At 43.3% G+C, this 15,551-nt stretch carries 18 protein-coding genes; 10 read left to right on the top strand and 8 right to left on the bottom strand.

The window, feature by feature from the left end; translation table 11 throughout:
• Nucleotides 1–30 precede the first annotated feature (30 nt).
• On the top strand, nt 31–750 hold the full coding sequence (gene purC, locus FTT87_RS02520) for a phosphoribosylaminoimidazolesuccinocarboxamide synthase (RefSeq protein WP_086196580.1): 720 nt from the start codon (nt 31–33) through the stop codon (nt 748–750).
• 342 nt (nt 751–1,092) lie between these two features.
• Here purC and FTT87_RS02515 read toward each other — a convergent pair whose 3' ends face one another.
• The gene (locus FTT87_RS02515) at nt 1,093–2,367 is read right to left on the bottom strand and encodes a replication-associated recombination protein A (protein ID WP_180043149.1); all 1,275 of its coding nucleotides are present in this window, start codon (nt 2,365–2,367) and stop codon (nt 1,093–1,095) included.
• Between the two features lie 158 nt (nt 2,368–2,525).
• Complete coding sequence (locus tag FTT87_RS02510) at nt 2,526–2,978, bottom strand: YcgN family cysteine cluster protein (RefSeq protein WP_086196582.1); 453 nt, start codon at nt 2,976–2,978, stop codon at nt 2,526–2,528.
• Nucleotides 2,979–3,170: 192 nt separating this feature from the next.
• Between FTT87_RS02510 and FTT87_RS02505 the strand changes: the two genes are divergently transcribed.
• Nucleotides 3,171–3,329, top strand: coding sequence for a DUF1328 domain-containing protein (locus tag FTT87_RS02505; RefSeq protein WP_180043148.1), 159 nt, complete (start codon nt 3,171–3,173; stop codon nt 3,327–3,329).
• Nucleotides 3,330–3,507: 178 nt separating this feature from the next.
• Here FTT87_RS02505 and murJ read toward each other — a convergent pair whose 3' ends face one another.
• The gene (gene murJ / locus FTT87_RS02500) at nt 3,508–5,058 is read right to left on the bottom strand and encodes a murein biosynthesis integral membrane protein MurJ (RefSeq protein WP_180174295.1); all 1,551 of its coding nucleotides are present in this window, start codon (nt 5,056–5,058) and stop codon (nt 3,508–3,510) included.
• Between the two features lie 75 nt (nt 5,059–5,133).
• Entirely contained in the window at nt 5,134–5,709 is a 576-nt protein-coding gene (gene ampD / locus FTT87_RS02495) for a 1,6-anhydro-N-acetylmuramyl-L-alanine amidase AmpD (protein WP_180174294.1), read from the bottom strand.
• A gap of 175 nt (nt 5,710–5,884) precedes the next feature.
• On the opposite strand from ampD, the gene nadC reads away from it, so the two are divergent.
• A complete protein-coding gene (nadC, locus tag FTT87_RS02490) occupies nt 5,885–6,730 on the top strand; it encodes a carboxylating nicotinate-nucleotide diphosphorylase (RefSeq protein WP_180043145.1) in 846 nt (281 codons plus the stop codon).
• A gap of 89 nt (nt 6,731–6,819) precedes the next feature.
• On the opposite strand, the gene rph is transcribed toward nadC, so the two are convergent.
• The 3 genes from rph to FTT87_RS02475 all read right to left on the bottom strand — a co-directional run bounded on the left by rph (nt 6,820) and on the right by FTT87_RS02475 (nt 9,963).
• Nucleotides 6,820–7,536: a ribonuclease PH gene (gene rph / locus FTT87_RS02485; protein ID WP_166170535.1), complete on the bottom strand. Its 717-nt coding sequence runs from the start codon at nt 7,534–7,536 to the stop codon at nt 6,820–6,822.
• Between the two features lie 174 nt (nt 7,537–7,710).
• The gene (locus tag FTT87_RS02480) at nt 7,711–8,856 is read right to left on the bottom strand and encodes a fatty acid desaturase (RefSeq protein ID WP_373423492.1); all 1,146 of its coding nucleotides are present in this window, start codon (nt 8,854–8,856) and stop codon (nt 7,711–7,713) included.
• 84 nt (nt 8,857–8,940) lie between these two features.
• Entirely contained in the window at nt 8,941–9,963 is a 1,023-nt protein-coding gene (locus FTT87_RS02475) for a ferredoxin reductase (RefSeq protein ID WP_180174293.1), read from the bottom strand.
• Nucleotides 9,964–10,135: 172 nt separating this feature from the next.
• Between FTT87_RS02475 and FTT87_RS02470 the strand changes: the two genes are divergently transcribed.
• A complete protein-coding gene (locus FTT87_RS02470) occupies nt 10,136–10,795 on the top strand; it encodes a TetR family transcriptional regulator (protein WP_180043143.1) in 660 nt (219 codons plus the stop codon).
• A gap of 60 nt (nt 10,796–10,855) precedes the next feature.
• Here the strand turns inward: FTT87_RS02470 and FTT87_RS02465 are convergent, their stop codons facing one another.
• Nucleotides 10,856–11,473, bottom strand: coding sequence for a thiol:disulfide interchange protein DsbA/DsbL (locus FTT87_RS02465; protein ID WP_180043142.1), 618 nt, complete (start codon nt 11,471–11,473; stop codon nt 10,856–10,858).
• A gap of 180 nt (nt 11,474–11,653) precedes the next feature.
• On the opposite strand from FTT87_RS02465, the gene ubiG reads away from it, so the two are divergent.
• From ubiG to FTT87_RS02435, 6 genes are all read left to right on the top strand, one after another.
• Nucleotides 11,654–12,367 carry a bifunctional 2-polyprenyl-6-hydroxyphenol methylase/3-demethylubiquinol 3-O-methyltransferase UbiG gene (ubiG, locus tag FTT87_RS02460; protein ID WP_166170527.1) on the top strand — a complete coding sequence of 238 codons (714 nt, stop codon included), beginning with the start codon at nt 11,654–11,656 and terminating at the stop codon, nt 12,365–12,367.
• Nucleotides 12,367–13,065, top strand: a complete 699-nt coding sequence (locus FTT87_RS02455; protein WP_180043141.1) for an HAD family hydrolase — start codon at nt 12,367–12,369, stop codon at nt 13,063–13,065. The genes ubiG and FTT87_RS02455 overlap by 1 nt, the downstream gene beginning before the upstream one ends.
• A 31-nt stretch (nt 13,066–13,096) precedes the next feature.
• Complete coding sequence (locus FTT87_RS02450) at nt 13,097–13,843, top strand: YciK family oxidoreductase (RefSeq protein ID WP_086196593.1); 747 nt, start codon at nt 13,097–13,099, stop codon at nt 13,841–13,843.
• 204 nt (nt 13,844–14,047) lie between these two features.
• On the top strand, nt 14,048–14,203 hold the full coding sequence (locus FTT87_RS02445; protein WP_180044009.1) for a hypothetical protein: 156 nt from the start codon (nt 14,048–14,050) through the stop codon (nt 14,201–14,203).
• 301 nt (nt 14,204–14,504) lie between these two features.
• Nucleotides 14,505–14,903, top strand: coding sequence for an RcnB family protein (locus FTT87_RS02440; protein ID WP_086196594.1), 399 nt, complete (start codon nt 14,505–14,507; stop codon nt 14,901–14,903).
• Between the two features lie 228 nt (nt 14,904–15,131).
• Nucleotides 15,132–15,521 (top strand): RcnB family protein, encoded by a 390-nt coding sequence (locus FTT87_RS02435; protein WP_180044007.1) that lies wholly within the window; start codon nt 15,132–15,134, stop codon nt 15,519–15,521.
• The last annotated feature ends 30 nt before the right edge of the window (nt 15,522–15,551 follow it).

Below are 15,551 nucleotides of genomic sequence, written 5' to 3'. Positions count from 1 at the left end.
TAGGCATTTTTTTTTGAAAAAGGTTCCCCCATGTTGAAACAAACCTTGCTCTATACTGGTAAAGCGAAATCTGTTTATGAAACAGATAGTGCAGATCACCTTATCCTAGTTTTCCGTGACGATGCTTCTGCATTTAACGGCGAAAAAATCGAACAGCTGGATCGTAAAGGCAAGGTGAACAACCGTTTTAACGCCTTCATCATGGAAAAATTGGCTGCAGCTGGCATTGAAACTCACTTTGAAAAACTTCTTTCTCCAACTGAAGTTTTAGTGAAAAAATTGAAAATGGTTCCAGTTGAATGTGTAATCCGTAACTATGCTGCCGGTTCTTTATGCCGTCGTTTAGGCGTAGAAGAAGGTAAAGAACTGGTTCCACCTACTTTCGAATTGTTCTTCAAAGATGATGCGCTTGGCGATCCAATGGTGAATGAATCTCAAGCGATTGCTTTAGGTTGGGCAACTGCTGAACAATTGGCACAAATGAAAGAACTCACTTACAAAGTGAACGAAGTGCTTAAAGGCTTGTTCGATGCAGGTAACATGTTACTTGTAGACTTCAAACTTGAATTCGGTGTATTCCACGACCGTATCGTACTGGGTGATGAATTCTCTCCAGACGGTTGCCGTCTATGGGACAAAGACACCAAGAAAAAACTCGACAAAGACCGTTTCCGTCAAGGTTTAGGCGGTGTTGTTGAAGCCTATGAAGAAGTTGCTGCACGTTTAGGTATCGACCTTTCTGATATCTAATTCGTTCATCGAATTTCAAAAAACCGGGCTGTTTAGCCCGGTTTTTTATATCTCCAAAAATCGAAAAAACAGATTTAATTAATAAAAATGATCGTTTTTACAATATTGGTTTTTTTACTTAATATCTCTTATATACCAGGCAACAAGAGGTTGAAGTCAATGACTTTATAAGCTCCTGCTTACCGACCAAAATTTTTAGTTTACCCTCTAGGATGTATCTCCCCTAAGACATCCTATTTTCAGCCCAATCCGTCCTATGGATTGGGCTTTTTTTTACATTTTTTCATCTGAAAAAACTTAGCATGAAAGAAAATGCCTCAGCGCCTGGAATCATCTTGACTGTTATTGCTGTTGTTGCTGTTGCATCCAGCGACGCTGTTGCAGTTTTTCTCCTTCCACTTCGCGCTTGTTCCGTGCAGATTCGTATAGCTTGGTGCCTTTTAATTCAGGTGGCATATACTCTTGCAGAACGAAATGCTCTGGATAATTATGCGGATAGAGATAATTCACACCATAGCCCTGCTCTTTCATGAGCTTGGTTGGTGCATTGCGTAAATGTAGCGGCACAGGCAAGTTTGCAGTTTTTTCAGCCAGGTCGAGTGCCTTATTAATAGCAAGATAAGTGCTGTTACTTTTGGCACTGGTCGCCAAATACACTGCACATTGACCGAGAATAATACGACACTCCGGCATGCCCACAGCCTGTACCGAACGGAAACATTCGCCTGCCAGAAGCAAGGCATTCGGATTGGAATTGCCAATATCTTCCGAAGCGGCAATCAGCATACGACGGGCAATAAACACCGGATCTTCGCCGCCTTTTAGCATGCGCGCCATCCAGTACAGCGCTGCATCCGGATCACTGCCGCGGATGGATTTAATAAAGGCAGAGACCAGGTCATAGTGCTGCTCACCCGATTTGTCATAACGGGCAATATTCTGCTGCGCCACCTTGACCACAATGGCATTGGTGATGATATTTTCCAGTTCCGGTTCAAAAGTACTGGCAATTAAATCTAGAAGATTAAGCGCCTTACGTGCATCTCCAGCCGCAAATTGCAGTAATGCTTCGTATTCTTCAATTTGGATATAACGCTCTTTTAAAAAGGCATCCTGCTGTATGGCATTATTCAATAAAGTTCGAATTGACTCATCATCCAGCGCATTTAAGGTATACACCTGACAACGCGATAACAAGGCATTGTTCACTTCAAAAGAGGGATTTTCTGTGGTTGCTCCAATTAAGGTAATTTTGCCTTTTTCTACTGCATTCAATAAGGCATCTTGCTGTGACTTGTTAAAACGGTGAATTTCATCAATAAACACGACCGGGGTCAATAAATCGCCACTTTCGGCAATCACTTCACGCAGTTCTTTTACTCCGGTATTGAGCGCCGATAAACTGATAAAGGGCCGATCCACGGCTTGAGCCAAAAGCAAAGCAATGGTGGTTTTTCCAACGCCTGGTGGCCCCCAAAAAATGATGGAAGGTAAATGGCCCTGATCAATCATTTGACGTAAGGGGGCACCTGCTCCCAATAAATGATCTTGCCCGATAATTTCGGACAAATCACGCGGACGAAGTCGTTCAGGGAGTGGAATATGGCTCTCAGACATCTTGTTATTTCTTTACTGTACTTAAACTAAGTCTACTATGTAATTTTAATATCGCGCATTTCAAATGAGCCGATTTACAAAAAAATCGCTGTATCAGGTCGGGGTGAGGATGAAATTTGCAAATTTTTTCAGCCAAAAATTATATGATGAACAGGAAATTAACGCACCCAACGCACAATATATTCCTCAAGATCATCTTCATTGACTTCTGTTTCGGAAATACAACGGCCTGCTGCCGATTTGCGCGCCTTGATCACACTGTCACGTGTTCCTGTATTTAAATAATGCCAGGCAGGTAGACTCTTACCTTCTTTTAAACGGCGATAAGCACAGCTCGGCGGCAGCCAATGAATAGTGGCTAATTTTTCTGGTGTGAGTTGAATACAATCCGGCACATGGTCAAGTCGCTGCTCATAATTACTACAACGTGCAGTTTTGCAGTCTAAAAGTTTGCAAGCCACCTTGGTATAAGCGACTTCTTGCAGTTCTTCATCTTCTAATTTGATTAAACAGCAGAGACCGCAACCATCGCATAATGCTTCCCATTCGGCAGGATTAAGTTCAGTTAGAGCATATTCTTTCCAAAATTGTGGGCGTAAGGATTCGGTCATAGCAAGGCAAAAATTAGCAAATGAAGCCTATTATAACCTGTGCATGATTACAGTCCATAAACGTGATTATTACTTTAAATCATCGATTTGCCGTCAAACTGAACATTTTTTAAACATAAGCATAACACTGCTGGAAATTTTCCGCCCCTATACTGAATCTACTTTGAAAATAACAACACATGGAGAAAGCTTATGTTCCGTTGGGCGATTATTTTTGCAGTGATTGCACTGATTGCAAGTCTACTAGGTTTTGCTGGCGTCGCAGGATTATCTAAAGATTTTGCGGTTATTTTACTCGTGGTTGCCGTTATTTTAGCAATCATCGGCTTCCTCTCCAGGGGAAGAGTTTAGTTGAATGAACTCCACTTAAAATATCTCACTTGATCAAAAAAAAGAGCCTATTCAGGCTCTTTTTTCATATCCGATTTTTTATTCAGCTTTCTATTATCTACCTAGCAAAAGAACCGAATCAAAAATTAAATATCTTTTTATCTAACTTATCTCACCGTGTAGAGTTTTAAGATAAAAATTAAGGTCGTAAATGGCGTGGTCTAAAGCCGGTGACCAATAAACCAATCGCATAAGCCACCACACCAGCGACACATAAACCAATCACTTCAAGAATTCGCATCCACTGCGATACCTCTCCATTGTACCAACTGAGACCATACCACAGTACAGCAATCATCGCGGCATTCGCCACTGCATATTGTAGAAACAGCTTTTTCCAGTGTCCGGCAAAGCGGAAAATATTGCGTTTATGCAGATAGAAATACAGCATACCGGCATTGACCAAGGCCGAACCTGAAGAAGCCAGGGCCAAGGCCATATGCTCTGCATGCCAATCAATCAGTTTAAAGAAACCAATAAACACCACGTTTAAAATGGCATTCGCTGCCACGGCCATCAAGCCAACACGCACAGGTGTGCGGGTATCTTGCTGAGCATAAAAGCCCGGGGCAAAGACTTTAATCAGCATGAAGGAGATTACCCCGGCACTCATACATTGCAGGGCCAGCGCAGTCATTTCAGTATCTTGCAAGGTAAATTGCCCACGCTGGAACAATGCCTGAATAATTGGAGTAGACAGCATAAATAAGGCGATGCTGGCAGGGATACCGACCAGCATGATCACTTTGGCAGCCCAGTCAATCATGCCTCTAAATTTAACCTGATCCTGTTCGGCATGACGTGCAGAGAGTGAAGGTAAAATTACCGTACCAATCGCCACACCGATCAACCCCAAAGGCAATTCCGTCATCCGCTCGGCACTGTATAACCACGATACCGAACCATCCTGCATGAACGATGCCCAAATGGTGTTGAGCAATAGATTAATCTGGGTGACCGAGACACCAAACAGTGCAGGAAGCATCAATTTCATGATGCGTTCTACACCTTCATGTTTAAAATCTACTTTAGGCGGAATTAATAATTTTTTACGCCACAGCTCTGGAATTTGAATCACCAGCTGTAAAATACCGGCAATCACCACAGCCCAGCCGAGTGCCATAATCGGTTCGGCCATATAGGGCGTTAGCCACCATGCGCCTGCAATCATGGTAATATTCAACAGTACTGGCGAAAAAGCCGGGGTTGAAAAAGAACCATAACTGTTCAGGATACTGCTGGCAAAAGCCGTTAACGACATAAACAGCAGATAAGGAATGGTCAGACGGAACATGTCTGTCGCCAAGGCAAATTTTTCCGGGTCATCATGGAAACCGGGCGCATAGATATACAGCACCGCAGGTGCTGCCACCATGGCAATAAAGGTCAGGGTGGTCATAAAGGTGGCCAGACAACCAAACACCCGACTAATCAGGATTTGCACTTCTGCATGAGTGCGCGTGGTTTTATATTCGGTTAAAACCGGAATAAAAGCCTGTGAAAATGCACCTTCGGCAAATAAGCGCCTGAAAAAGTTGGGAATACGAAAGGCCACCACAAAGGTATCGAAATCTTTACCTGCACCAAACACATTCAGCAATACCACATCTCGGACTAAGCCCAGCACCCGAGACAACATGGTCATTGTACTAACAATAAAGGTCGATCGCCAAAGCGCCATCGTAACCACCCAGTGAAAAAATTAAGTCGCTATTGTAATGAAACTCCACATGGAGTTTCGTTGTTTAATCATAAAGCCCACTTATTATTGATGGATTTTATGCTGCTGCAATAAAGTTCTGAATTTGACCCAGTCAAAAAATGGGCCCGGATCGGTTTTACGTCCAGGCGCAATATCGGAGTGACCGGCCAAATGCTGCAAAATTTTGGGATAAGCCGCTTGCAATGCAGCGGTCACTTGCGCCAACGCCACATACTGCACCTCGTCAAAAGGCAAATCATCACTGCCTTCCAGTTCAATGCCAATAGAATAGTCATTACATTCTTTTTTGCCCAGGTAAATGGAACGTCCGGCATGCCAGGCCCGATCATTAAAATTGACAAATTGCAGCACTTCACCACTGCGTAAAATCAGCAGATGGGCAGAAACTTGCATGCCTTCAATGCTTTGAAAATAAGGATGTTCTGACCAGTCCAGTTGGTTCTGAAAAAACTGTTCAATATATCCCCCACCAAACTGTGACGGCGGCAGACTGATGTTATGCACCACAACCAGTTGAATTTCGGTGTGTTCGGGACGTTGATTATAATTTGGGGAAGGTACTTGCCTGGCACCGATTAACTGACCGTCGATGACCTGAAAAAAGGGGGCCTGTTGCATAGTCCAATCCTGAGTCCTGTTCGCATAAGCTGATGATTTTAGCGCAATCCTAAAACTTTAAACTTAAAATCTCAAATTCCGCAGCTAAAATCGCTGGAAAAAAACATTTCTTTTAAATGAACAGTGCTAAAATAACGCGCAATTTTCATGGGTTAAAAAAGATACGGGAATCCTTATGAGCATATCTCAATCCTTGCTTGAACAATCGATCCAAATCAACATTCAACAAGCATTACAAGAAGATATTGGCGAAGGTGATATCACTGCTTTATTAACTCCTGAAGATGAACAGGCGACAGCAACCATTATTAGCCGTGAAGACATGGTGCTGGCCGGTCAGCCTTGGGTCAATGCACTGATTCAGGCTTATGATCCAAAAGTACAGGTCACCTGGCTAAAAAATGATGGCGACCGCGTACAAGCCAATGAAGCCTTTTTAAAACTGGCCGGTTCTGCACGCAGCCTGCTCACGGTGGAACGCCCTGCCCTCAACTTTGTGCAAACACTTTCTGCGGTTGCGACCAAAACCGCTTTATATGTCAAAGAACTGGAAGGCTTAAATACCAAATTGTTAGATACCCGTAAAACCTTGCCGGGCTTACGTATTGCACAAAAATATGCCGTGGCGATTGGTGGCGGTCAGAACCATCGTCTGGGTTTGTTTGATGCCTTTTTGATTAAAGAAAACCATATTATGGCAGCCGGTGGTATTGCGCAGGCGATTAGCAAGGCACATAACATTGCACCGGGTAAACCTGTTGAAGTTGAAGTTGAAACCTGGGATGAACTAAACCAGGCTTTAGAAGCAAAAGCGGATATCGTGATGCTGGATAACTTCAGCCAGCAGCAAATGATTGATGCGGTGAAGCATGTTGCCGGTCGTTGCAAGCTGGAAGCATCAGGTAACATTACCATCGCAAACTTACGTGAAGTGGCAAGCTCAGGTGTGGATTATATTTCAATGGGTGTATTAACCAAAGATGTGAAAGCAGTGGATTTATCCATGCGTTTTAATGCTTGATCGCCCCTACTCAACTCAATAAAAATTGAGTCAATAAAAAACGCACCGATGGGTGCGTTTTTTATTGCTGAGATTGTTAAATTAACAACTTACCAGCCTAAAGCTTCTTGCTGTTTTTTAATGAGTTCTTGGATGCCTTTTTCTGCCAATTCAAGCATTTCGTTACATTGTGCACGGGTAAATGGCTTGTCTTCAGCAGTCCCCTGCAGCTCGATAAACTCGCCTGCTTGAGTCATCACTACGTTTAAATCAGTTTGGCAGTTTGAATCTTCTTCATAACACAAATCGAGCAAGGCTTTGTCTTGATACATGCCGACAGAAATCGCAGCCACCAGACCTTTCAACGGATCGTGTTTAATTTTCTTGGTTTCAAGCAATACATTCATGGCATCGACTAAAGCCACTGCTGCACCAGTAATGGATGCTGTACGTGTACCACCATCAGCCTGAATCACATCACAGTCAATGGTAATGGTATTTTCACCCAGTTTTTTCAAGTCCACCATGGCACGCAGGCTACGACCAATCAGACGCTGGATTTCCTGAGTACGGCCACTTTGTTTACCACGCGCCGCTTCACGGTCACTACGGGTATGGGTAGAACGTGGCAACATGCCGTATTCCGCAGTCACCCAACCCTGTCCCTTACCTTTCAAGAAACGCGGTACTGAATTATCAATACTTGCAGTACAAAGAACTTTTGTATGACCAAATTCAATCAACACTGAACCTTCCGCATAACGTGTATAGTTACGGGTAATTTTTACGTCACGTAATTGATCTAATGTACGTTGGTCGATACGCATAATGAGTCCTTAATTTCGGCTAAAATTCATTGCGGCCTAGTATAACAGAAGCATGCTCTCAGGTTTTGCCAAGAGATTCTCTATTGGCAAAAACCATCAAGCCCGGATGCATCCATTTTAGCTTGCATGAAATTCGCTACCCACCCTGCATATCCTTAAGCTTGTTATTGAAGTTTAAAAGCTCAATAAGTCTTTTAATTTCTGTTTGGATTGTTCAAGAGTTGAAGTCCATGAATTTGGCAATGAACATTGAGCCAAACGTACCCAGACGCTCCCAAACTGTTTCATGAAACTGGCTTCATTATAGTGAATGCCATACTCTGCACATAAGGCACGGATTTTTGGTGCAGCTTCAGCATAACGGTTCGCTGGCATATCAGGGAATAAATGGTGTTCAATTTGATGACTCAAATTACCACTCAAAATATGCAGCCATTCTGTGCCGCTAAAATTACTCGATCCGCGAATTTGACGTAAATACCATTCGGCACGCGTTTCAGTGGCCGTATTGTCCAGTTCAAAGGTTTCGGCATCTTCAGTGAAATGTCCATTAAAAATCACTGCGGATGCCCAGAGGCTACGAATGACATTCGCCACTGCATTTCCGGCAAATACCGGCAGTGCATTCGGACCTGCAATTAATGGAAAAAAGACATAATCTTTGGCAATCTGACGGGTGGCTTTCTTGCGGAATTTTGCCGACTCTTTCCAGACCTGTTTCCAGGTTTTGGTTTTATAGGCAATCGCATCTTCCAGATGTAAATTCTGTACACCGACATACCATTCAAAGAACAGCATCAGCTGAATAGTTAAAGGAATATTGAATAAAAAGCGCGGTTCCCATTTTTGTGCTTCACTGACCCGAATCAGGCCATAGCCCACATCATGGTCTTTACCGACAATATTGGTATAGGTGTGATGGATATAGTTATGCGTATGTTTCCAGTCATCGCCTGTTGCCATGGTGTCCCAGTCATAATTGGCACCATTTAATGTCGGATCATTCAGCCAGTCGAACTGACCATGCATCACATTATGGCCTAGTTCCATATTTTCCACGATTTTGGAAATACCCAATAAACCGGTTCCCAATAACCAGACTGGTGGAATCCAGCCGCCAAACATCAACATGCTGCGTGAGGCAATTTCGCTATAACGGACAAAATCGCGGATTTTATAAATGTATTCGGCATCTTTTTCACCAATGCTGTCCATAATTTCGCGGCGAATGGCATCGACCTTTTCACCAAATTCGGCAATTTGTTCAGCAGTTAAATATTTTGATTTACTGTTTTCTTGAAACTTTACTGACATATTCATTGTTTTTCTCCTGAGTGAGAATCAAACACTGCTATAAAAATTGCAATCAATCACTGAGCAGCGCTATCAAAGCATTTTTTGTTTTTAAAGGTTAATCACCACCGGACTCACGGCCTGGCTAATACACAATTTAATCTGGGTATTGCTATCGTGGTCGATTTCACCAGTGAGCAGGTTTTTGGTTGAGCCGCTGACTTTGGTACAGGTACAGGTATTGCAGATGCCCATACGGCAACCATGTGCGGGTCTTAACCCCGCCTGTTCGGCACTTTCCAGCAAATTGGTCTTGGCTTCAAACTGTTGTTGAGCGCGTAAGAAAATTACCGGTTGTACTGCAGCAGTTTCATCAACGACGACCTGGAAATATTCCTGTTTGAGCAGATCGGTAATCCCCAGCTGTTGATAAATCTGGTTCAGGCTTTGCATCATGCCCTTGGCACCACAAGCATAACTTTGACGTTGCTTAAAATCTGGAATGATACTTTCAAGCAGTTCCACCGTTAAATGTTGCTTCTGGGTCAGGGTATTAAAATGATGATATTGAAACTGTGGATACTGCTCGGCCAATTGCTGCAATTCGCTATGAAAAGCCTCATCACGGCTAAAATAAATCAGGTCAATTTGACTGACTTTTTGATGGATGGCCTGTTGCAATAAAGAATAAATTGCAGTGATACCACTGCCTGAAGCTAACAACAGAATAGGTTGTTGAGATGAACTTAATGTGAAATCACCCTGCACCTGGGAAATTTCCACCACACTGCCCACAGCCAAACGGGTTAAAGCATTGGAGACTTTGCCCTGACGTTTCACGGCAATCACCACGTTACCGTTGGCAGTGATTTTGACAACGGAATAACTGCGTTGCTCACGCACACCTGCAATCACCACAGTCACTAAAATACTTTGTCCGGCATAAAAAGCATCAGCACAAAAATTATGATTCGGCTGCAACTCGATCTGATAAAAGTCTGAACTCAGCATCTGTACATCGACAATACTGGCTTTGACTTTTTTCCATGCCCAAACTGGATTGATTTTTTCAGCAATAAAATCGACGAAATCTTCTCGAATCCATTGTGGCTGATATTGCATGACATGACTCATATGACGTTCCTCTTTTATTGCTGGCTATTTATTTGAGTGAACAGGTGTTCTTATAGTGAACACATGTACACTATAATCATTTTTTAATTCAGTCAACATCCGTTCACTGACATTCGTCGTTTAATTTGTTTTTTTTTGATAGACTTCATGCAGCATTTTTTAGGGTAGTCGCATGTCGATACGGGATGAGCGTAAACAGCAGAGCCGCCAGGCACTTTTGGATGCCGCGCTGGCGTTAAACACGTCTGGACGCTCTTTCAGCAGCATCAGTTTGCGTGAAATTGCACGCCATGTCGGTTTGGTACCAACGGCATTCTACCGTCATTTTCAGGACATGAATGAGCTGGGACTAGAACTGGTTGATCAGGTTGCCCTGCATTTAAAAGGTATTTTTCATCAGCTGGGACAAGCCTATATCTATCAGCCAGATACCGAAACCCAAATCAGCCTAGACCTGTTTTTTCAGGCAGTTGAACATCATCCTGAACCGTGGGTATTTATGATTGCCGAACGCTGGGGTGGATCAGAAGTGATTCGCCAGGCGATTGCCCGGGAAATTAATTTTTTAATTGAAGACCTGGCTAATGATTTGGGTCAAATTGAGGCCATGCAGCACATTGGTAATACCCAAGACCTGCAAGTATTTTCTAATATTTTAATTAACTTGTCTTTTACCTGGGCCATGACCTGGATGGACATTAGCCGGAAATATCAGGCTGAAGAACGTATAGAACAACAAAAACAGTTTAAGCTGCAAACCATGACTCAAGTGCATTTGATTTTCCGTGGCATCTCCAACTGGGACCCTTCCAAAGATTCGGTCTCTTCATAATTGAATAACGACCAGATGTAAAAAAACCGCCATGATGGCGGTTTTTTTAGAACCTGTTGCTTATTTGGCTTTACGCTCTTTTTCTACCAGATAGCTGAGCACTTGCGTGACTTTGGCATCTTCACCTTGCACCACATATTTACCATTGACCACAACCGCAGGCACACCACTGAGTTGATATTGCTGTGCCAACTGTTTGGCTTGCGCTATTTTTGAAGTAATAACAAATGAATTAAACATGCTGTTGAATTTGGCTTCAGGCACGCCATATTTTACAAAGAACTTGGCTTGGGATTTTTGATCAAAAATCTGCTGGCCACCTGCATGAATGGCATGGAATAAAGGCAAGTGAGTTTTCTTACGAACGCCTAATGCTTCAGACACATAATAGCCACGCGCGCCCTGCTCCCAGACAGGATTCATTGCCGCCGGAGTACGCACGAAACGCACATCTTTAGGTAATTTTTTCAGCCAGGTCTGCATATGCGGCTCTAAGCGATAGCAATGCGGGCAGCCATACCAGAAGAATTCACGCACTTCAATTTTTCCAGGAACTTCAACCTTAACCGGATTGGCCACCACGGTGTAATCTTTACCTGCAACAAAATTGGCTGCCATTGCAGTACCGGATAAGGCAAAAATAGCCGTTGCTACACTACCTAAAAGAAATTTTTTCATTGACCTTATTGTCCTCTAAATCGTTATGCTTAATTTATGCGATCACTATAAATCAATTATGCCGAATTCGTTTTCATTCTGTGAACTTTTTTACGGCATTTATCGCTTTTTTTAGAATTAACGCTACACTAAGCTTCTGTAACTTTTTTAAATTATAATGACTTGATTGAGGTGATACCGATGTCGCAATTGAATGTTGATCCACAAGAAATTGCCAAATTTGAAGCATTCGCTGCCATATGGTGGGATCAGCATTCTGAGTTCCGCCCCTTGCATATGATCAATCCGCTGCGTTTAAACTGGATTGATGAGCATGCTGGCGGTCTCAGCGGTAAAAAAGTGCTCGATGTCGGTTGTGGTGGCGGTATTCTGTCGGAAAGCATGGCGCGTCGTGGAGCCAATGTTTTGGGTATCGACATGGGTGAAGCGCCATTAAATGTAGCCCGCATTCATGCCGAACAGGAAGGCGTGCAGAATATTGAATATCGCCAGGTTCCGGTAGAACAGTTGGCCCAGGAACAGGCCGGACAATATGATGTGGTGACCTGTATGGAAATGCTGGAGCATGTTCCAAATCCGGCATCAATTATTCAGGCCTGCCAAACCCTGGTCAAACCGGGCGGCCATGTGTTCTTCTCGACCATTAACCGTAATCCAAAGTCTTATCTGTTTGCCATTATTGGCGCGGAATACGTTCTGCGTATGCTCGCTAAAGGCACCCATGATTACAGCAAGTTTATCAAGCCTTCCGAGCTGGCGCATGATATCCGGGCAGCAAATCTGAAACTGAAAGACATGACCGGCCTGCATTACAACCCGCTGACCAAACGTTACTGGCTGGCACCAAATGTCGATGTGAACTATATGGTTTATACGGTAAAAGAAGGTGCCTGATGAAAGCTGTACTGTTTGACCTGGATGGCACCTTAATTGACACTGCGGCTGACTTTATTCGCATTATTCAGGACATGTGCCGCGACAAACCCTGTGACATCGTGGCCGCGGATTTAATTCGTACCCAGGTCTCTGAAGGTGCACGGGCCATGGTGAAACTGGTCTATCCGGAACTGGAAGTGGAAGATCCGGTATTCCTCGCCCATCGCCAGCGCTTTTTGGATTTGTATGGTGAAGATATTGCGGTAGAGACCGATCTGTTCGAAGGCATGCATTCCTTGCTAGAACAACTGGAAAGTCAGGATATTCCTTGGGGCATTGTCACCAACAAGCCTCGCTGGCTCAGTGAGTCCCTGCTTCAGGCACTCAATCTGACCGAACGCTGTGCGGTTCTGGTTTGCCCGGAAGATGTCAGCAACACCAAACCCGATCCGGAACCGATGTATCTGGCGGCCAAGCAAATTCAGGTACGACCTGAAGATTGTATTTATGTGGGTGACCATCCGCGTGACATTGATGCAGGCCGCAATGCCAATATGTACACCATTCTGGCAGGCTATGGCTATTTACCATTGCAACACAAAGATAACTTAACAGCATGGCAGGCGGATTGTATAGTGAAGACAGTTGCAGAATTACATCAAGTGATTAATCAACTAGTCGGCGTAAAACAAGATCATCATTCACTCATTTCATAACGACATAACAATATAAACGAGGAGGTATGCAATGAAATATTCAGAATATCAGCCTCGCCCCGATCTGTTAAAAGATCGCATTATCCTGATTACAGGTGCGGGCGATGGTATTGGCCGTGCGGCTGCAATAAGCTATGCCCTGCATGGTGCCACTGTAGTGCTGCATGGACGTACCCTAAACAAGCTTGAAGTCATCTATGATGAAATTGAAAGCCTGGGTGCACCACAACCGGCTATTCTGCCTTTGCAGCTCTCCAGTGCCTCTCCTCGTGACTATGAGTTACTGGTCGATACTTTAACGCAACAGTTCGGTCGCCTAGACGGCATTTTGCACAATGCCGGGATTCTGGGAGAGCGTACCGAACTGGCGCATTACCCGGTAGATGTCTGGGATGATGTGATGGCTGTGAATCTGCGTGCTCCCTTTATTTTGACCCAGGAACTGCTGCCCTTACTGGCAAAGTCCGAGCATGCTTCGGTGGTATTTGCCAGTTCCGGTGTCGGACGTGAAGCACGGGAACGTTGGGGCGCTTATTCAGTATCCAAAATTGCCATTGAAGCAGTGAACCAGATTTTTGCCAAAGAAAATGTCTATCCGAATGTGCGTTTTAACTGCATCAATCCGGGTGCCACCCGTACCGCCATGCGTGCCAAGGCTTATCCTGAGGAAGATCCAAAAACCTTGGCGACACCGGAAAGCATTATGCCGGCTTACCTCTATTTAATGGGGGATGACAGCCTGCATTTGAATGGTCAAAGCATTGATGCACAAGACTGATCTCTAAAAATAAAAAAGGGAGCTCTATATGCTCCCTTTTTTATTGCAGACTTAAATTTTTAAAAACTCAGAACTGTACTTTCGCTATTTAAGGCTTAAATCGTATTTTTAGATAATTTTTACAAAAATATTCGTTTTTATAAATTAAAAGAATGCCGCTATGCTGAACAGCATTCAAAAACATTCAGTATGAGGAAGCTCAACATGGCAGATCAAAAACGTAAAATTGAAACGATTCGTTGTATTGAAAAACTACAGCTTTCAAATACTTTGATCATCGGTCTGGATGATGTCAAACAGGCAGAAGCAATTGCTGAGGCTGTCAACTCACTACAAGGCCTGGTGGAACAATGGAACTAAAAGAAAACTATATGGAACTGTCGAACCCAACCCGCTGTTCAGCCCATTGCTTAGAACATTGTTAAATCAGTCAACGTGATCTCAAAACTTTGATACAAAGTTTTCCTCAAGCAAAAGTTTTTTAATATTTAATAGCGCTATAAAATTGCTGAAGATTTTTAAATGATGAGATATTTTCCCATAATATCCTTATTATCTCTGCATTTTTTAAGAAATGCATGATTGATCTTCACAGTTTCTCTGCAATTATTTTGTACATTAACATCAGTGAAATTAATACTTTTTTTTATGAGGGTTCAACATGAAAAAGATTTTGACTGTTTTGGCAATTTCTTTCAGTGCTTTGATGGCAAGTAGTGTCAGCCTTGCCGGACCTCATGAAAAAAACAATAATTATCGTGGCTGGGATCAATCCGATCAGCCAAAATTTAGCCGCGGTCGCGATTTTCGTGAAGATGACGATGACATGCAAGACAAACGCCGTATGCGTGAAGAACGCGGATTCAAGCGTCTACAACAGCATAAATGGCAACCGGGCTATGTGATGCCACAGCATTATCGTGGCGATGGCTACAAGGTCGACTATAAAAACCATGACTTGCCCAAACCATCGCGTAACCAGCAATGGTACAAAATCAATAATGACTATATTTTAGTGGATACAGACAGCAATAATATTGTACGCATTCAAGGATTCTAAACGCCGTTTTAAATGCTCCATGCCCAAACTCCAGTTTGGGCTTTTTTATTTTTGCACTTTTATGGTCAAGCCTATCCCTTTATCTCTATAACTTTCAGTCTTTTACAATCTTCTTTTTTTCTCCATCAATTTCACAATTCAACTAAGATTCCAACATCGTTTATCTCGACTTTTCCTCTAATTTTGAATCATCGAAAACATCTTCCTAAATGATCCAGGGTGAAAGTAATGAAAAAAATTCTGACTACAATTGCGCTTTCTTTATCTGCATTGATGGCAACTTCAGCGATGGCAGCATCAGACCATCGCTATGATGATCATCAGCGTTATCAGCAGGCACACTCACAACATGACCAGCGCTGGGACAACAACAACCGTTATGACCACAACCGTTGGGACAATAACAACCGTTATGACAGCAAACGAGTAAACCCAAGCCGTGACTGGCGTGCAGGCCAAAACTTCCCGCGTGTATTTAGCTCATCCAGCTATAAAGTTAGCGACCGTGAAGCACGCCGCTTACCGAATACCAACCGTTATCAACAGTGGTATAAAATCAACGGCGACTATGTGTTAGTGAATGAACGTACCGACCGTATTGTGCGCATCATCAACTAAAACCGGCCTAAGTTTCCTCTTCCCTAAAAA

This window comes from Acinetobacter sp. YH01022, assembly GCF_013420235.1.
Lineage (GTDB): Bacteria > Pseudomonadota > Gammaproteobacteria > Pseudomonadales > Moraxellaceae > Acinetobacter.
The sequence above is the reverse complement of the archived record's forward strand: the minus strand, read 5'-3'. Positions and strand labels throughout refer to the sequence as shown.